This is a genomic window from Candidatus Neomarinimicrobiota bacterium, from assembly GCA_022560655.1.
Lineage (GTDB): Bacteria > Fidelibacterota > Marinisomatia > SCGC-AAA003-L08 > TS1B11 > JADFSS01.
In genome coordinates this window covers 14,779-33,951 of sequence record JADFSS010000016.1, presented here as the reverse complement: position 1 = coordinate 33,951, position 19,173 = coordinate 14,779, and the positions used below count along the sequence as shown (strand labels likewise).

The window sequence follows — 19,173 nt, the reverse complement described above, 5'->3', positions numbered from 1 at the left end:
GACCGGCACAGCCTGGCTGGGTATGCTGGTAATCATCGCCATCGGCTGGCTGGTGGTGGCCTGGCTTTATAAGAAATCAGCCAGGGTTCCGGGCTTCTAAACAAGGGCCGGCCATCAATTTTCAAATAGCCCCTGCTGACAGCGGAAGGGGCTTTGTGTCTGTACGGCGTCAGAGCATTGTGGACCACTGGAGTGTTATTGCTAAGAGGCACTTTTGCTGAGTTAACCCCGCCAGCAGGCGGATGACACCCTAACCGTTCTTCCCGACGGGATCCGTCGGCAGTGGCAGTTGGCAGACCTCAAGCTGAGCTCACTGCAAACGCAAGCGGGTAGACGGAATTAAGGAATTGACTATACTTGAACGCTCACAAGGCCTGCTGTCGGAGAGAATCCGCTATATGCCGGCGCCGAGGCCCAGTTGGGTGTTCAGGTTATGCAGCAGAATCCGGAACATTTCACCCGATTGTGTTGCCGGCAAGTGGGACAAGTCCTGATGCACCGGGAGCGCCAATTGAAACAGATTGCCTTCCCGCGTCAGCCTGGCCCCGATATCCTGCAATCTGTGGGCTACGGCCCGATTTTCAGGCAGTAGAATACCTCGCAGTGACCGAATACCTCTTAGGCCTGCGAGCAGATAGAGGATCCCCAGGAGCACTTTCCCCAGGCCCCGATGCTGATAATCATCAGCGATGGTGATGGCAATCTCCGCGCTATCCGGCGGGTCGTCCTGGCGTATAAAGCGTGCGATTCCCAAACCACGGAGATCGGGAATCGCCGGATTGATGGCGCCCCAGGCGACGTGGTCGATCTGGTCTGGGTTCGTAAGATAGTCAAGCTGGCTTTCCGTCAGATGATCCACCGATGAGAAAAACCGCAGATAACGCGAGCGGGGAGAGAGCTGGCGTAGACCCTCCCGAAGGCGCTCTTTATCCGTCGGCAATACCTGGCGTAGAAGTACGTTGTCGCCCTCAGGCAGGGTAAAGGGAAAAGCATATGGTTGCGGTGCGGTCATAATCATTATCCGTTTCTAGCAAATTTATTGCTCAATTACTGTGTGTGGCTCTCAAGGATATACGTCGACACTTCCATATCATAGATATCGCTAGATGGTGCAGCCAGTACCCTGTTCCGATTCCATACTTCCGGCATCGTCCTGAAGAGCTTCACCCTTCCTGAGTTAATTCAAAAGAGGCCATAGGGAGGATTGCATTCATAGAAGACGATCTGTCCCTTCCGATAAAGATTGCATCTTTTTTGGTCACTGACTAACGCCATGCGCTCGGGTTCAAGACTTTGGGGGGCAGGTCGGGTTCGAGTCCTATCCGCGGCACAGGCAGCCAACTCGTGCATCATCGGTCGCTATTGGGCGATAAACTCGATGAGCGCCTTGACCACCCCCTCGTCTCTGAGAAGCCGTCGGTGGCCGAGACCCTCCGTGCCTATGAATTCGACGTCCGGCAGACCCTGCGCAAATCCCACCCCTTGCTCGAACGCTACTTCCCGGTCCTCCTTGTCGTGAACCACCAGGAATGGCATTACGAGAGAGGCCACCAGCCGGTCGGGCGAGAAGTCGTAAACGTTGACCTGCCGGGTGCGCTCGAAACGCTCAACGATCCTGGAGGCCAGCCGCGCCCTGACTTTGGGGGTCAGGCTGATTTTCTCGGCAAACTGGTCAAAGACATAGTCCATGGAGTAGGGCGCTGCAATGAGCACCACCCTCTTAACGGGCAGTCTGTGCTTGTGGAGCGCCGCCACGGTGGCCAGCCCTCCGAACGAGTGCCCCACCATGGCATGCACGGGGGCGAACTCCTCGTGCAGGCGCGCCAGCAGTTCTACTATCTCGGGGAGGTTGGTCGTCTTGCCATCTGAATCGCCGTGGGCCGGCAAGTCGACGGTTACAACACGGTAGCCCCTCAGATTTAGCGGCTCTGCCAGGTGCCCAAGGCGGGTTCCCCGGCTGCCCCAGCCGTGCACCAGCAGTACCGTCTGCTCTCCGGCCCCCCATTGATAAAGGGCCACCCTCCGGCCCTCAAAAGCATAGCTGGACTTGTCCGCCGAATCGTAATACGGTCGTTCGGACGCAGGCCTTTTGGGCGAGTTGGGGGTGAAAAAGAGCTTGTCAGCCCACCTGGTGGCCAGAGCCGGTGAAACCCTGCACAGGAACACGGTGATAGCCCGGATAATCCTGAGAGCTAGCGGTTGCCTCGCGGCGGACTTAGCGTTGTTGGCAGTCATATGATCGGCCTGAATTAGCAGTCAAATAGGATGATGCCGTCTTTCGTGGAGTTCAAAATTATCGGCGCCACCGCAGTAGTTCAAGCAGTAGTTGCGCATCCTGACTCGCAGGCAGGTCTAGAAAAGAATGAGCGGTTTCAGGAAAAATTCCGTGACTGACATCGGCTCGTCACTGAATTTTTGCCCATCGTAGGTCTTACGATTCTCATATACGAAACCGGCCTTGAGCCCCACAAGCCAGTTCCGCAGCGGGTAGAACTTACCGTATTCAAGCATGACTCTTGAAGGGCCGCCGTCAAATCCCAGTGTAGGCACCTGGATCTCCAGCGCCATCAAGCTGTTCTTGCCAAGTCCAAGATCTTTCAACCCTCTTGCGGTTATCTGCCGCGTCAGGGTTATGCCTGCAGTATTGGCGAGGTCCGGTGACCCATACCACCGATACCCTACTTTCAGGTCCCATGATCGCCGGCGATCACCATCTTTACCTGCCCCCTTGATTTTCCATTCGGCTCGAAACCAGGGGCCGGGAACAATCACATTGTCAAACAGCTGATGCAGGCCGGTGGTCAGTACCAGCCCTGCCACTCCGGTTGCCTCGACCACCAACTCATCCCTGTCATTAAGGTCCCAGAACGTGGCCAGCTGCCCCAGAAACAGGCTCATGGACCACGGCTCCTGATAGCCCGCGCCCAGGCTCCTGAGCAGGTTGAAACCCGGCCACAAATCGAACGCGTGGTAAATGCGGCTGCTGGTCGATTCGGTCCAGGATGAGAGTGCCGCGAGGGGGTAGGTGGTCAGCTCGATTAGAAAATATTGGGGCCGGGCGGATTTACGCAGCAACTCCCAATAGAGCCGCACCTCGTCCTCCTCCCAGAGGGTGAAATCGTCATCCTCGCGAAATTGAACCAGCAGGCTGCCGTAGGTGCGGTAAGGTCCGGGCACCACAAAGGCGTGCCAATCCCTGTCCAGCCAGCGCCATGAGCCGAGCGGCGCGCTTGCCCCGCGGGAGTTCCCGCCAGCGGACAGGACTACGGAATGTCCCAGGGGCAGAAGGCTGAGATACCCGACTGCGATGAGACTTCGGAGCAACAGAGGCATCTGCTGCAATTTAGATCAGCTAACTTATCGGGCGGAACCCTATCATCCACCTTCAGCCCGACCGCGTGAGTAGGTTCTTGAAATAGTGTTTGTTGAGGGGATTCGCCCAACCTTTGCCGCTAACGACTGATTGGCTGCCTTGCTACGGCGCCTTATCCACTTGACCACATCTTGAGCGCCACCTGCGAAGATCCCCGGAATTACTTTTTCCGGTTGATCAGAAAGTGTCCGCATATTTGTCATGGCCTGCAAGCCGGCTGCAAAGATCAACGGGAGCGCTACCGCCAAACCGAGCGCCAGCCGGGTCCCGCTGATCAATCCCTCAAACATGGTGCTCATGATATGCCCCCAATGTAAGGTAGCGGCTCTTATAGATCCTTAATTGTCAGTGAGTTGTCGACATCGGCGGCAGCTGTCATCAGCGCCTCAAACGCTGCCCCGGAAACTGCCTTCCAGCTGACCATCGCTCAACTTTCAAGCCAGCGAAAGGGCCACTTCTGGCGCTTAGTTGGTTGGATTTCCCGGGCGGGGCGTCAAGGTTGGGTATTGAGGCGCCAATCGTAATGCCGGTACTGCACACGCCAGGTCGCCGCATCATGCTCGCTCAGCAAGGAGTGCAGCTGCGGATGGCATCGGGCGATGTAGCGCAGCACCTGTGCCGACTTACATGATAGCGGCCAGAGCTATGACTTAGGGATAAAAGCCCGGCCCGGTGACTTTTGCCCGTCATGCGCCGCAAAGGCGCAGCTCCGGTTGACATGAGTTTCCGGGTTCGAATGGTCGGGAGGCCTGAGGGCAGAATCCCGCTTGGCTATGCCAGGATCAGACTAAAAGAGCGACAGCACCAGTTGTGGCGCCAGGTTGGCCTGAACCAGTGCCGCCAGGGCCGTCTGCTGAATAATTTGCGCCTGGATGAGCTTGAGCTGCTCCTTGGCGAAGTCGGTATCTTCAATACGGCTGCGGGCCCCCTCAATATTCGTGATGGTCACGCTCAGCTGGTCTGCCCGCGACTCCAGGCGGATGGTGAATTCCCCTGCGTCCTGTGCCCGGGTATTCAAGGTCTCGATGGCGGTGTCCAGCGTAGCGATAGCGGCTGACGCGGCGCTAGCATCGGAGACGGACAAGGCTGTGATCGACAAGGCCGCCGAGTCGGCGCTCAGCAGTGAGATCGTGAGAACATCACCAGCACTGGCGCCCGTCTGAATGACCTTGCTTGTAAAGCTGCCGTCAATGAGTTTGGTATCCAGGAAGGTGGTGTCATCCACGATCGCGTCAATTTCATCCACGAGGGAATCGATCTGCCCCTGAATTGCGGTACGCTCCGTGGTGGTGAAGGTGTCGTCCGCTGCCTGCAGCGCCTTTTCGCGAATGGTCTGCAGCAGGTCGCCGATGGCCAGAAAGCCACTTTCAGCAATGCTCAGTACATTCTGGCCGGTCTCCACATTCGCCAGGGCCTGCTCCAGCCCGCGGCGATTGGCTTCCAAGGTTCTGGCTATGGAGAATCCAGCGGGGTCATCCCCGACCGAATTGATGCGGCGGCCGGTGGACAGTCTTAGCAGTCCCTCCGTGACGGCCTTATTGATTTCATTCAGGCTGTTAAGGGCCTGTTGCGCGGCTAGATTGAACCGTATTCGAGTTAGACTCATAGCTCCTCACATTGCGGCATGAAGTGGTTAAAGTCTCGAACGAAATGGCCTCTCCAGCGCAATGAGAGCCATCAGGCATCAATATTTATGATTGTGCCTCATTATAGCCATGGATTTGACCAAATGCAAGTTGTTGTGCTTGATTTTGTTGAGCTTTGTCGCCCATCGTTTCGATAGCGGTGGGACCGTCGGGGCTGCTCGAGAATTTTATGCGGGCGCACGCCCAGCCCGATAGAGGATCCGGGCATCACGCTACAGCACGGATTCGAATATTTCGAAATGTTTCCGCGCCGAGCGCTCCCACGTAAATTTGCTTGCCTGGACGAGACCCCTTTCCCGCAGGGTCTGGCGCAGCTTTTCATCCTCCACCAAGGTGTGCATGGCAGCATAGATTTCCTCCACCGAGCGCGGGTTCACCAGCAGGGCCGCATCACCCGTCAGTTCAGGAATGGCGGTGACATTGGAGGTGATGACCGGACAACCGCTGGCCATGGCCTCCAGTATGGGTAATCCGAAGGTTTCATGGATGGATGGGAAAACAAAGGCCAGTGCACCCCGGTAAAACTTGACTAAATCCTGGTTGGCGACACGCTCGCGCATCAGCAACAAGCCAGGAATGTCTGGATCGAGCCCCTCGTAGTTGGGTAGAATGGCCAGCAAATCCGGACGGCTCTCCACCGCGAGCTGCGTATAGGCCTCAATGACCCGATCCACGTTTTTTTTAGCAGCGTATTGGGCGACCTGTAACAGATACGGCTTGGCGGGACGATGCTTTTCACCAGCGGGGTGAAAGACCTCGTGATTTACGCCGTGGTAGATGTGGACCACTTTTGTTTTGGGCACGCCAAAGACGGTGATCACCTCCTCGGCCCCAAAGCGGGAAACGGCAATCACCTTGTCGACTTTCTTGCGGAACCACTTCCATTCGCGAGCCACCTGCCGGTTGAAGGTCTCTCCAACGGAGGCTTCTAACGGGTCGGGATAGAACTCACGCATGCTTAGAGTGTGGGAAGCCAGGCCATGCACGGTGCCTACGATGGGTCGCTTCCAGTTGCGCAACCCGGCCACGGGGAAGCGTGCACTGATCAGAGCCGGGTCCCAGATGAGATCCACCTGACCCAAGTCTAGTTGCTCTGTGGGCAGCGAAACGGGCTCCACACCCAGTTTGATGAGCTCCTGCTCTAGATTCTCACGGTAGATTTGCAGGCTGTAGACCGGCTCGTCCCTCGTGATAATACCTAACTTCATCGCAGCTTTTCGGAAGCCAGGCAGCCTAATTTGGGTTCGTGAAGGCCGCAACTCATCCACCGCGTGGAAAAATACTTCCCCCAGGCAAGGGGTCGCTGCTGCTTACTTGGGACTACTTGAATTGATGGTTCTCCAGTGGCCCCGACAAGTGATTTTCGGGCGACCTCTTCTCCGGGAGCCCACGGCAGCGGCAAGCTATCCACACCACGGGCTCATTTCAACCTATTTGCAGGCTGCTGACGGTGACCGCTCTATCAGCAGGCCTGCGGCCATTTAAGAGCCCACCCAGCCTTGATCTGACCGCCGGAGCAGTATTGGCCGCAGAAATCAGGGCGAACCGTGGTTTTGGTATGATAATTGCGGTGATTTGTGTGACGGCGCCGGGGCCGGCTATTTTTGACGCAGCATTGTACCCAGGGGCCCTGCCCCAACCCACTATGGGGCAGGCGGAGCACCTAAGCGTGGCACCTTATTCCCTGGGTATCCATTGGACGGGTGCCACCCTACGATCAGTTGAACCTGTCCGGGACAGGCCCTGTCTTTCCCGGGCAGGAAAGTCCCTCCGGACACGTCCTAGGCAAGCTCCTGTCGCCTCAACGACGTTCCCAGGTTTGACCTTGGAAGCAGTCGTGAATAATTTGTTTGATCACTGCGCAGGAGGCCCCCATCTCGTCCATCTCAGGGGGTAACGGGCGCTAGCTCTACGCCAATCACCCCTCCGATGACAACCAGAGGCGGTCCCTCAAAAGGATCACGCTTACCGAGGATAGCACACCCTGTCATGGTCGGTGGTAGCGGGCCTAAGCTTGATATTGCCGCCTGCACGGCAAGGGGCTAATTTGAATGTGCGGGGCACAGTCCCCGTTTTTATATTCTGTGAGTTCATGGGGGCGCAGCAACACTCGATGACGACGTGATCGGATGCATTAACGCAATACTACCCGGCCATCCGCCACGGCTGGCCGTGGTGTTAGGGGTGCTGCTTGCCTTCGGCACGGGCTTGCTGGCGGCTAGCCCGAAGGGCAGCCAGCGACCAGCAAACGCAGCTGCAGGTTCCCTGTTGGTGGGCGGCCCGCACGCACGCATGATGGACGGAATGATCATTGTCAAATTCAGGGAGTCGCTTCCTCCCACCCCGAGGCTTTCCCGCACCGGGATACGGTCTCTGGACAAATTGCTGGCTGCGCAACAGGTAACTGCTATCGAGCCCACTTTTCACGTCCCGGCTCGTCTGCAGCTCAGCTCCGGTCGCCAGTTGCTTCGGGTCTATAGCGTGACCTTCAGCGGTGGACTGAATCCCCGCCAGATGGCGGCACGGATCGCCCGCCACCCCAGCGTAGAGTATGCCGTCCCTAAATATGTGCATAGGATCTCCGCGCCCACTCCCGCTGCAGCCATACCCAACGACTCCCTTTATGCTCTGATGTCCCACCTGTCCCACCTGTCGGTGCCCGCAGCCTGGGATGTGGTCAAAGGCGAGCAGGGCGATGTGGTGATGGCAGTGGTGGACGGCGGCACCAACTGGCGGCACGAGGACCTGCAGGCCAATATGTGGATCAACCCGGGCGAAATACCCATGGACGGTCTGGACAACGACGGCAACGGCTACCCCGATGACATTCACGGCTGGAATTTCGCCAACGATTCGGGCGACCCTGACGGAATCGTCGGTGCCCCTCTCAATGCAGAGCACGGCACAGCCGTGGCTGGCGTGGCGGCGGCAGTGACGGACAATGTGGTGGGGATAGCCGGAGCCAGCTGGAATGCACGCCTCATGGCTGTCAATGCCAGCTGTGAATTGGATTCTTTCATTTGCTTTGGATACGAGGGGGTGGTGTACGCCGCCGCCAACGGTGCAGACCTCATCAACATCAGTTGGGGATCGACACATACCGATCTCACGCCCAGCGAGGAGCGCTTACTCCTGAAATTCTGGCAGGACGTGTCCGATTTTGCAACGGAAAATGGCGCGCTGATTGTTGCCGCAGCGGGCAATGGTCCCCTGAATAACGACTTGGGACTCCACTTGCCGGCCAGCGGACCTGATGTACTGTCGGTGGGTGCCATCGGCAAGTCATCGGATGCCATCGCAGGCTTTTCCAACTATGGCATCACGGTGGATGTCTTCGCGCCGGGGATAGGCATCAATTCTACTTTGCCCGGCAATGACTATAGCTCCACGACCTCTGGAACGTCTTTTTCAACGCCACAGGTCATGGGGATAGGCGCCCTGGTTAAGACGCGTTTTCCAGGCCTTACGCCAAAACAGCTGGCACAACAGCTTCGTGTGACGGCTGATCCCATCGATGCCGCCAATTCTGCCCTCCTTGCGGGGTTGCTGGGCAGGGGCAAGGTGAATGCCCTGCGGGCCGTCACCGATAGCACAACGCCCGCCCTCCGCATTGTGGAGGTTACCTTTTTTGATCAGGGACAGGATGGAATCATTGGGAATGGTGAGTGGGTAAACCTTACGGTAAGCCTGACCAATTATCGTGGTGATGCCGCCGGCGTCGGCCTGACCCTTGCTCTGGACGATCCCGAAATTGTAATCACCAGCAGTAGCGCATTCATCCCCGCCCTGGCCTTTGGCGATACCGCTCGCGCGGACTTTCAGTTCAGTGTTGGGGAGCTGGGCGATGAGCATCCCTTGCCCTTCATACTGGAAATCGACGCTGGTACCTACCGGGACAGGGAGATATTTAAGCTCCATGCCAACGAGCCCCTTGTATTCACGCACGATACCGGGCCTTTGCGCGTCTCCCTTACAGCGGAGGGGAACATCGGCTGGACCGGGTTCGCCGATCTTTCGCTGGGCGAGGGGTTTGTCTATAACGGCACCAACCTGCTATTTGAAGGCGGCCTGCTGGTGGCCACATCCGCCAGTAGGGTTTCAGACTGCATCCGTGGAGTCAACGAGGAGCTGGAGCGGGATTTCGGGCTTATTCCCGGAGAAACGCTGACCATCGGCGAGGGGCCGATTGCCCACGAGGAGGGATTGGTTGTGATCGGCGATCAGGTGGCTTCCTTTCCCATTGGTTTGAAAGTGGAGCAGCAGAGCTACGCCGACACCTCCGACGAGTACAACGATTTTATCATCCTTCGATACGTGATCACCAATACCAGCTTCAGTGAACTGACCAACCTCTATGCGGGACTGTTTTTCGATTGGGACATTAACGCAGATGCCATGGATTTTGCGCGCTTCGATGCCGACCGCCGGATGGGCAACGTTCAGAACGATGATTCAGCCCCAACGTTCCTTGCTGCCACAAGGCTGTTGAGCAAGAACGCAGATCTGTCCTATCGCTCCATTCACAACCCCAACGAAATTTATGGAGGGCCAGGATTAGACGGATTTACCGCCCTTGAGAAGTGGGCTTACCTGACCAACGGGATCCAGACGCAAACACTGAACAACGTGGATGCTTCCACCCTGACAACCGTCGGACCCCTGGCCCTTCAACGCGGGGAGTCAGTGGAGGTGGGCTTCGCGATCATCGGCGCCACCACCAGGCAGGCGCTGGAAACCCACGCCGACAACGCGCAGCAATTATGGGACAGCGCTATCCAGCCGCCGCTGGCCAATCACACCCCGGTGCTGACCCGCGTCCTCCCCGACACAACCATCGGCGCGTCGGAGCTCCTGACGTACACTTACCACGCTGAGGACGCCGATGGCGATGCGCTGGTTTTCAGCTTGTTCAACGCGCCCGCCAGCGCCTCGATCGACCGCGAAACCGGTGTTCTTACCTACCAGCCCGCCGCATCCGATTCGGGGGCGCAAACCTTTGCCGTGGCGGTAAGCGATGGTCAACTGGTCAGCGCCAGGCGTTCCATCGTCATCGTGGAGAAATTGGCTTTCGTCCTGGGCCAGAGCTACGCCAACCCGTTCAGTTTATCAGCCTCCGAGGGAGTTACCATCGATTATGAGTTGGCCCAGCCGTCGCAAGTCAAGCTGGTGGTGTACGACCTGCTTGGCCGGCGCGTCCGCACGTTGGTAAGTGCTTCTCAGCCGCCCGGCAAATATCATGTACTTTGGAATGCCAGGGATGATCGTGGCCGCCGGGTGAGTACCGGCGTCTATCTTTATCGCCTTGAGGCCGGCAACTTCAGCGTGGCGCGTAAGATTGTGGTGCTCAAGTAAGACACGCCTTGCCCACTGACCTGAGCAGTGCTGAAGCCTTAACTCCTGGTTGCGCAACCGTAGCATATGCGCCCACAGCTCCACTCCCACCTGACCTCTTTTCGACGCACCCCCATGAGGGATTTCTCCCGCCCTTGCACCTCGGTGAGTGCCTGGGCTGATGTTGTGATTGTGTTGCATTTCGGCGGCAATTCGCTCATATTCACTGGGACGCAAAAATGCAGCCGCCGGTCAGACGTGGGACCCCTCGGAAATAGAGGGTGGCGACTCTACACTGCTAGCGGGAAATCACAACAGTGACGGTTACGGCCATAATAAATATGGGCAACGGGGCATCGCGGGGCTGGTGCAATCGCTGACTGAACAGCTGCGACGGCTCATCGCCGCGCCCGATTTTGGCAATGCGGAAAAGAATCGCACTGCCGGATTGCTCAACGCAATCCTCGTAGGCGGGCTGGCACTCGTACTGGTGGCAGGCATCGTCAATGTGCCGACCTCACCCCGGCCCCTCTCTCAGATGATCGCCTTCGTGGTGTTGCTGCTCTGGCTGATGGCCGCATGGCTACTTTTCCGCAGGGGCCACCTCAGGCTGGTCAGCATTCTATTGCCCGTGACTGCGTGGATCATGATCACCCTCCTGGTGATCTACTCCGGCGGAATTCAGTCGCCCAATCTGGCCGGCTATATCGCATTAATATTAGGCGTTGTTCTACTTTTTGGGCTTCGCTACGGTATCGCCGTGACGGTCGTAAACGCCGCCGCCGTGCTCATCATCATGGCTGCCGGCGCAGGGCAAATGCTTCCCCCCCAACAGCTGATTTACAGCCCGATAAGCATGTGGACTGTGTACTTGATCTGGTCTGTGTTGGCCCTGGCTTTGCTATATCTGGGCACCAGGGAAATCAATTTCGCGCTCCAGCAAGCCAGTATCTATGCCAAGGAGCAGTCGTCCCTGGCCAGGCGGCAGGCCGCAATCGCCGAGCTGGGGCAGGCAGCCTTGGAGACCTCACAAATCGCGGCGCTTTTTGATCGCGCTGTTACGATGGTGGCGGAAATCCTCGCGGTGGAGGTTTGCACAGTGCTGGAACTGTTACCAACGGGTGATCGGCTGATATTAAGAGCCGGGGTTGGCTGGCGGGACGGTCTGGTTGGGACCGCAACCGTTTCGGCAGGCACTCATTTACAGGCCGGTTACACCCTTGCCAGCGACAAGCCTGTGGTGGTGGAAGACCAGCGAGCTGAATCGCGCTTTGCCCCTACCGAGCTGTTGCGGCAGCATGGGGTTGTCAGCGGGCTCACTGTCATCATTCACGCCCAAGGCAGGCCCTTTGGGGTTCTAGGGGCCCATTCTGCGAACAGGCACAAGTTCAATTCTGAAGAGATCTACTTCATGGAGGCGATCTCCAATATCATGGCTACTGCGATTGATCGAATCGCCGCTGAAGAGGCACTGAAAGAGTCGGAGGCAAAGTATCGTAGCATCCTGAAAAACATTGAGGAAGGCTACTTCGAAGTAGACCTTGCAGGCAACCTTACTTTCTTTAATGAAGCCTTGGCAAGGATTGCCGGAGTGCCCAGGGATCAGCTGCTGGGATTGAACAACCGAGACTATACCACCCTGGCTACGTCGCAGAAGATGAATAACATTTTCAGAACCATCTATCGGACTGGGCAACCCGCGCGAGTCGTTGACTATGAGATCATCCGGGGAGATGGTAGCACGGCCATTTTGGAACTGTCGGCGTCTTTGATGCGCGATTTAGAGGATAAACCCATTGGTTTCAGGGGTGTTGTCCGGGATATTACCGAGCGTAGGGAGATTATGAATGCTCTGACTGACTCTGAACAAATGCTCAGGGAAATTCACGACAACGCCCTGGAGGGCATATTCCGCACGACGAAGGACGGGAAGATCCTCTACGCGAACAAGGCCTGCGCCAGGATGTTTGGTTACCCCAGCGTGGAGGAATTTCTTGCGGTTGGCGTCGAGACGTTGTACACCAGCGCTGAGGATCGAGATCATGCACTGAGCATTTATGGCCCCGATGATCGCGTTCAGAATATCGAGCTTCGCTTGCGCAGGAGAGACGGTTCTCCATTTTGGGTGCAGGAAAACGCCATCATCGTGCGCGACAGAGGGGGTAAGGTGTTGTGGTTCGAAGGATTCCTGTCTGATATCACGGCTCGCAAGGAGGCTGAGGAGGCCCTAGTGCAGAGCGAGGCGCAGCTGCGGCAGGCACAAAAGATGGAAGCCGTCGGACACCTGGCCGGGGGTATCGCCCACGACTTTAACAATGTGATGGCACAGATATCAGCGGCGTCGGAGCTCTTGGCCGCTGGTAACAATGATATGGACCTTCAGCGCTACGTTGATATCGTCCAGGGGTCGGTGGAACGGGGAAAATCTGTCACGGATAGAATCCTGCGATTTTCCCGCCAGCAGGAGCCCAGCCGTGACACCTTCTATATCATGGCGCAGCTGAGCGATGTCATTCAGGTGGTCAAGCATATGTTTCCGAAAAATATTGCAGTCAGACTGAAAAGATACCAGGGAAAGGATTTGGCCGTGGGTGACAAGGCCCAGCTACACCATGCGTTCATGAACGTTTGTATGAATGCTGCCGACGCCATGCCAAACGGCGGCCGGCTGACTCTGAGCATGCGCAAGGCACAGGCTGACGAGCCGGCGCGCTTTGGTCGCGATCCCGGCAAGAATTACGTCTGCGTCGTTTTTGAGGATGACGGTGTTGGCATGAGCGGGGAGACCATGGAACGGATATTCGACCCCTTTTTCAGCACCAAGGATCCGGGCAAGGGGACGGGCTTGGGACTGTCAATTGTGTACAAGATTATCAATGACTACCAGGGATGGATTGATGTGGATTCGTCGCTGGGTCAGGGTACCACATTTACCTTGAGCCTGCCCCTGTCAACGGATGCTCCCCCGGCCCGTCCTGCCCAAAAGGATGAGAAGCCGGGCCAGGGGCACGGGGAGCGAATCCTGGTTGTAGAGGACGAACCTGCCCTGCGGTCACTTCTAGAGGAGATACTCGGACAAAGAAACTATGCGATCAGCCTAGCGGAGAATGGAAGGGTCGCCTGGGAAATCTACCAGGACAAGGGCAGCGAGATCGACCTCGTCATCACTGACCTGGGTATGCCGGAGATGGGCGGTAGAGAATTGGCGCAAAAACTTCACTCCGCCGATCCCCGCGTGAAGATTATCGTTACTTCGGGCTACCTCGACCCAGGTGACGAGGCGGATCTGAAGGGCTATGGCGTGCAGGGCATTCTGAATAAGCCCTTCAAACTGAAAGAGGTTATTGAGACTGTAGGAGCGGTACTGGGGGACTGATTCCACCCGCCGGCGGCTACTTGGCCTTCCTCGCCGCTTTTAAGCCCTGCAGGTAGCCAAGTTTGCCCTTCCCGATGATTTGCTTCAGGCAGACATCCGCCAGCACCGACTTTTTCCTGAAGGCCTCCCGCTTGGCAATGTTGGACAAGTGAACTTCCACCACCGGGTAATCCACGGCGGCGATCGCGTCGCGTAGAGCGTAGCTATAGTGCGACAGGGCGCCGGCATTGATAACCGCACCGCCCACCTTGCCCACGTGGTTGTGCAGGCAATCTATGAGGCCCCCCTCGTGATTGCTCTGATAAAAGGTCAGGGTATCATTGTCCAGCTCAGGCTGCTCCCTGAGCCAGGCATTGAGCTCCTCCAGGGATTCCGTGCCATAGATATCCGTCTCCCGTCGGCCCAGAAGGTTGAGATTAGGTCCATGAATGACTAGAAGTCTCAATTGAACCTCCATTGAATATGATCCAGTGCTGAATCGATTTGTTCATCGGTGACCGTGCTGTTGGCTATGGGCCGTCCCAACGACTCCAGCAGAATAAAATGTAGCGCTCCATGGTGGACTTTCTTATCGTGACGCAAAATGGATCGAACCTCAGACTTATCAATGGCCGGTAGTGCCGGCAATTGCAGATGCCCCAGTGGTTCAGCGAGCCGCTCCAGGTCATCTGTAGAAAAGCCTGCCTCCTGTACGCTGATGTGCCCTGCGGCCACCATGCCCATTGCCACAGCCTCTCCATGCCTGAGTGCACCATAACCCATGGTCACCTCCAGGGCATGACCGATGGTGTGGCCAAAGTTCAGAACCCTGCGGCCCAGCTCACCCGGAAGCGCACGCTCCTGCTCGTCCTCTGCAACGATGCCGGCCTTGATGCGACAGGCCCGGACAATAGTATCCTCCACAAACGAAAGATCGGTGAGCTCCACCAGCTTTGGGATTCCCCGGGCCAACTGTTTGAAAAAATCTCCGTCTGTAACCACCGCAGCCTTGATAATCTCGGCGCAGGCGGAAGTGATCTCCCGCCGGGGCAGCGTCCGCAACAGCTCTGGGTCGATGATCACGGCCCGGGGTTGGTGAAAGGCGCCAATAAGGTTCTTGCCTTGTGGGTGGTTGACACCCGTTTTTCCCCCGATGGAGGCATCCACCATTGCCAGCAGGGTCGTCGGTATCTGGATGTATGGAAGGCCCCGAAATAGCGTGGCAGCTACAAAGCCCGCGATGTCGCCCACCACTCCGCCGCCGAGGGCCACGATGATCGAGGTGCGGTCCAGCTCAGCTCTGATAAGGGTATCGTAAAGCCGGGACACCGTCGCCAACTCCTTGGCTTGCTCATCATCCGGGACCAGCGCTCTTGTCACCTGGTAGCCGGCCGCCGACAGGGACGTTTCCAATGGCTGGCCGTACAACTTGTGAACCGTCGGGTTGCTGATCAGCCCCACGCGCTCACCGGGGCACACCTTTGCCAGGATGCCCGCTGCCGAAGCTAGCAGCCCCCGGCCAATCTGAACATCATAGCTCCTCGGCCCCAGGTCGACGGTGACAGTGGTCACGGCGCCGATGCCTGGGGCTCCAGCGTCAGCATCTGAAGTAGTTCATCCGCCAGCGCAGCCGGCTGCCTTCCGTCAGTGCCAAGGGCCATCTGGCTGGCACCCCGATAGAGCGCCTCCCGCTCCTTCAGCAGGTCCGCCAGCCGCCGCCTTATGGGCGCCATGCCTGTCAGCAGCGGACGACCGGATCCCTCACCCACCCGCTGGGCCAGGGTTTTAGGAGTCGCCTGTAAGTAGATGGTCGTTTGCTGGCGCAGGTGGTTCCCGTTGGCGGGCGTCGTCACAACCCCACCCCCACAGGCGATCACCTGCCGCTCCCCTGCGCATCGCTGGGCCAGCAGGCGCTGCTCCTCCTGTCGAAATCGGTCTTCGCCCAACCGCTCGAATATCTCCCCGATGCTGAGCCCCAACTGGCTGGCAATTTCTTCATCCAGGTCGACAAAAGCGTACTCCAGGCGCCGGGCCAAAAGCGCCCCAACGGTAGACTTACCGCTACCCGCCATGCCGATCAGGCAGATATTGCTGCCGCCCCTGGCGTTATGAGATGTCAAAACTCCCTCCAGCCCTAATATTGAGCCGTCGCGCTCATGTGGGCCTTAACCTGGGTCATGCTGTCGCCGCCAAACTTTTCCAGAACGGCATCTGCCAGGACCAGACAGACCATACTCTCGGCGACAATTGAGGCCGCCGGGACCGCGCAGGAATCGGTCCTTTCCTTGTGCGCCAGACCCGGCTCATCGGTGGCGATATCCACCGAGCGCAACGGCTTAATGAGGGTGGGCAGCGGTTTCATGGCCGCCCGCACAACGATAGGCTGGGCATTACTCATCCCAGCCTCAATGCCGCCGGCGTGATTGCTGGCGCGCGTAAGCCGGCCGCTCGCCTCATCCTTGATAATCTCGTCTTGAAAGGCGCTTCCCAGCCGCTCTGTTCCGGCGAATCCGAGGCCGATCTCCACCCCCTCAATGGCCTGAATGGAGCTAAGCGCAGCACTCAACCGGGCTTTTAACTTCAGGTCCCATTGCACGTGGCTGCCCAGCCCGTAGGGGATGCCGGTAGCGATCACCTCGAACGTGCCGCCCACGCTGTCACCGGCACTTTTGGCGGCATCGATGACCTCGATCATGGCCTTCTCAGCCTGTGAGTCAAGGCATCGTACGGGCGAGTCATCCACCCGGGCATTGAGCTGCTCCGGGGTGAGATCAGTTGCCGGTTCCGTTCTGTCGTAAACATTGTGAATGGATACCACGCGGCTGCCCACCTCCATTTCCAACTCACTCAGGAATTTACGGGCCACACTGCCCAAAGCAACCCTCATAGCCGTCTCCCGCGCGCTGGCCCGTTCCAGTACGTTGCGGATGTCGGAAAAGCCATATTTTTTCACCCCTGCCAGGTCACCGTGACCGGGTCGGGGCAGGGTCACCGGTTTTACCTCGCGTTGGGGGGGTTCCAGCGACATGATGTGCTGCCAGTTCGGCCAGTCTTTATTGGGCAGGATCAGGGCAACAGGGGAGCCCAGGGTCTTGCCATGCCTTACGCCGGTGAAAATTTCCGCCCGGTCGCGCTCGATGGCCATGCGCTTTCCCCGGCCGTGACCGCGCTGACGCCGGGCCAGGTGGAAGGCGATATACGCCTCGTCGATCTCCAGCTCGGCCGGCAGCCCCTCGATGATTCCCACCAGCCCCTTACCGTGAGATTCGCCGGCCGTCAGCCAGCGCAGTTTGCGCATCATGATCTACCGCCCGCAACTGTTTCCGCAGCAAGACTGACCGCGTGATCCTCCACGGCTGAGCGCAACAACGATTTGAGTACCTCCAGCTCCAGGGCCGGGTGCAGTTGCCCGGTGGTGCCGTAAACGGTCTGCGGGAACCAGATTCCCAGCGAGCCCAGCGCCTGGGCAATAAACATGTCCAGACCCGTGATCGTCTGACAGCCCCGCTCCCGCGCCATGTTCAGAAGCAGGGTGTTCTCCGGCCGGTAGATCAGGTCAAAGATGACTTGTCCGCTGTTAACCTGTGGGGGCATTAGGGGGGTCTCATGGTCTGACGGCCACATACCCACCGGCGTGGCGTTGATGATCAGCTGGAACGGTGCCGTGTCAAGTTGCGGTCCCAGTGGCTGCTCCGAAAGGATGGCCTCGCCCACCCGCGGCTCGAAGTCGTGGACGAGCTCCGACCGGGGTGCCTCCCGCCGGGCCGCCACGCAGATTTGGCTGGCGCCCAGGAGCAGCAGTGCCCGCACCGCGGTCCGCGCCGCCCCCCCGGCCCCCAGGACGAGTCCGTGGCACCCCCGGACCTCAAAGCCACTCCGCCGCAGTGCGTCCACCAGGCCGGTCAGGTCGGTGTTGCTGCCCATGAGCCTGCCCTCCTCCACCGCCACGCAGTTCACCGCGCCGATGGCGGCGGCTTCGGGCGCAACCTCGTCAAGGTATGGCAGGAAGCCTGTCTTGTGTGGCAGCGTGATATTGATACCGGCCAGTTCCCCTGCCCGCAGCTGCCGGGCTACCTCAGGCAGGGCGGCCGGACCCATGTCCAGGGTGTCATAGCGGGCGGCCAGTCCCAGCAGTCTGAATACCTCGTTGTGGAGCACCGGGCTGAGGCTGTGGCCGATGGGGTGCCCAATCACCGCAAAGTGTTTCACGACTCCACCGCCTCGCGCCCCATCGTCACGGCGCGTGCCAACTCATGAAAGCCGGGTAGGGAGACCTCCACGCAGTCGGGGTCGTCAAGGATAGTGTCTCCGGAAGCGATGTGCCCCGCCACCGCGAAGGCCATGGCAATGCGATGGTCGCCATAGGTGGCGATGGGTGCGCCTGTCAGGGGTGTCGGCCCCTGAATGCGGAACCCGTCGGGGCGCCGCTCCACCTCGCCGCCCAGGCGAGCAATATTCTCGCAGATAGCCGTTAGGCGGTCGCTCTCCTTGTAGCGCAGCTCACCGGCGTCACGTACAACGGTTTCCCCCACCGCCTGGGTAGCCAGCACCGCCAGAATCGGCAGCTCATCGATGACGGCGGGGATGTCATCCCCAGCGAGGGCGATGCCCCGCAGGCCCGAACTTTGCGCGCTGAGCTGGCCCACCGATTCACCCAGCTCGGTGCCCTGCGCGGACCACGTTACATGGCCGCCCATGCGCTGAAGGGTGCGATAGAAGCCCAGGCGGGTGGGGTTCAGCAACAGGTGCTCGAAGCTGACCACCGCTCCGGGCACCAGCACGGCCAGCGCCACCAGGAAAGCTGCCGAGGAGGCATCGCCGGGCACCTGCAGGTCGAAAGCGGGTAGTGCGGCACGCCCGGAACTTACGGTCACTCCGTCATCCGGTCCCCCGGTATCGATGCCCAGGGCGCGCAGCATGATCTCCGTGTGATCGCGCGTGGGCACCGGCTCCCGCACGGTAACGATGCCCTCGCTCGCCAGCCCCGCCAGCAGCAGGGCCGATTTGACCTGCGCGCTCGGCACCGGCAAGGTGTAGTCCAGCGAGCCAAGCACCACGGGCCGTATGTCCAGCGGGAGGGTCCCGCCGGCCGCTGGTGCGATGTTGGCGCCCAGCTGTCTGAGCGGCACCGTAATGCGTTCCATCGGGCGCCGCGACAGGGAGGCATCCCCGGTGATGCGAGCAGCTATCCCGCGCCCCGCCAGCAGGCCCGCCAACAGCCGCGCCGTCGTGCCGGAGTTGCCGCAATCCAGGTCAGCCTGAGGCGCATCGAAGGCCCCGCCCCGCCCTTCCACCACGGTAACCTCACCGCCGGTGGTGATCATAATGCCGCACTGCTGAAGACAGCGTCGCGTGGCCTGCACATCAGACCCGGAGGCGAGCTTGGTCAGCCGTGACGGGCCGTTGGCCAGGGCGGCCAGCATCAGGGCCCGGTGGGAGATGGACTTGTCACCCGGCAGGCGCATGGG

General features: G+C 59.0%; 13 protein-coding genes. 2 read left to right on the top strand and 11 right to left on the bottom strand.

All coding sequences use genetic code 11. The annotated features are described in order from the left end of the window. Positions 1–394 precede the first annotated feature (394 nt). From IH971_04205 to IH971_04185, 5 genes are all read right to left on the bottom strand, one after another. The gene (locus IH971_04205) at positions 395–1,012 is read right to left on the bottom strand and encodes a GNAT family N-acetyltransferase (GenBank protein MCH7497038.1); all 618 of its coding nucleotides are present in this window, start codon (positions 1,010–1,012) and stop codon (positions 395–397) included. 347 nt (positions 1,013–1,359) lie between these two features. Further along, positions 1,360–2,235: an alpha/beta hydrolase gene (locus tag IH971_04200; protein ID MCH7497037.1), complete on the bottom strand. Its 876-nt coding sequence runs from the start codon at positions 2,233–2,235 to the stop codon at positions 1,360–1,362. Between the two features lie 117 nt (positions 2,236–2,352). Then, on the bottom strand, positions 2,353–3,333 hold the full coding sequence (locus IH971_04195; protein ID MCH7497036.1) for a hypothetical protein: 981 nt from the start codon (positions 3,331–3,333) through the stop codon (positions 2,353–2,355). 827 nt (positions 3,334–4,160) lie between these two features. Then, entirely contained in the window at positions 4,161–4,979 is an 819-nt protein-coding gene (locus tag IH971_04190; GenBank protein MCH7497035.1) for a flagellin, read from the bottom strand. A 252-nt stretch (positions 4,980–5,231) separates the two neighbouring features. Beyond that, complete coding sequence (locus IH971_04185; protein MCH7497034.1) at positions 5,232–6,227, bottom strand: glycosyltransferase family 4 protein; 996 nt, start codon at positions 6,225–6,227, stop codon at positions 5,232–5,234. A 913-nt stretch (positions 6,228–7,140) separates the two neighbouring features. Here IH971_04185 and IH971_04180 point away from each other — a divergent pair. Further along, entirely contained in the window at positions 7,141–10,371 is a 3,231-nt protein-coding gene (locus IH971_04180; protein ID MCH7497033.1) for a S8 family serine peptidase, read from the top strand. A gap of 346 nt (positions 10,372–10,717) precedes the next feature. Next, the gene (locus IH971_04175; GenBank protein ID MCH7497032.1) at positions 10,718–13,726 is read left to right on the top strand and encodes a PAS domain S-box protein; all 3,009 of its coding nucleotides are present in this window, start codon (positions 10,718–10,720) and stop codon (positions 13,724–13,726) included. A gap of 16 nt (positions 13,727–13,742) precedes the next feature. On the opposite strand, the gene IH971_04170 is transcribed toward IH971_04175, so the two are convergent. From IH971_04170 to aroA, 6 genes are read right to left on the bottom strand one after another with little or no spacing between them, the layout of a single operon-like run. Continuing rightward, the gene (locus tag IH971_04170; GenBank protein ID MCH7497031.1) at positions 13,743–14,183 is read right to left on the bottom strand and encodes a 3-dehydroquinate dehydratase; all 441 of its coding nucleotides are present in this window, start codon (positions 14,181–14,183) and stop codon (positions 13,743–13,745) included. Next, positions 14,168–15,277, bottom strand: a complete 1,110-nt coding sequence (gene aroB / locus IH971_04165; protein MCH7497030.1) for a 3-dehydroquinate synthase — start codon at positions 15,275–15,277, stop codon at positions 14,168–14,170. The genes IH971_04170 and aroB overlap by 16 nt, the downstream gene beginning before the upstream one ends. Further along, complete coding sequence (locus IH971_04160; GenBank protein ID MCH7497029.1) at positions 15,274–15,825, bottom strand: shikimate kinase; 552 nt, start codon at positions 15,823–15,825, stop codon at positions 15,274–15,276. The genes aroB and IH971_04160 overlap by 4 nt, the downstream gene beginning before the upstream one ends. A gap of 14 nt (positions 15,826–15,839) precedes the next feature. After that, positions 15,840–16,994 carry a chorismate synthase gene (aroC, locus tag IH971_04155; GenBank protein MCH7497028.1) on the bottom strand — a complete coding sequence of 385 codons (1,155 nt, stop codon included), beginning with the start codon at positions 16,992–16,994 and terminating at the stop codon, positions 15,840–15,842. Between the two features lie 8 nt (positions 16,995–17,002). Beyond that, positions 17,003–17,914, bottom strand: coding sequence for a shikimate dehydrogenase (aroE, locus tag IH971_04150; protein MCH7497027.1), 912 nt, complete (start codon positions 17,912–17,914; stop codon positions 17,003–17,005). Continuing rightward, on the bottom strand, positions 17,911–19,170 hold the full coding sequence (gene aroA / locus IH971_04145) for a 3-phosphoshikimate 1-carboxyvinyltransferase (GenBank protein MCH7497026.1): 1,260 nt from the start codon (positions 19,168–19,170) through the stop codon (positions 17,911–17,913). The genes aroE and aroA overlap by 4 nt, the downstream gene beginning before the upstream one ends. Positions 19,171–19,173: the final 3 nt, after the last annotated feature.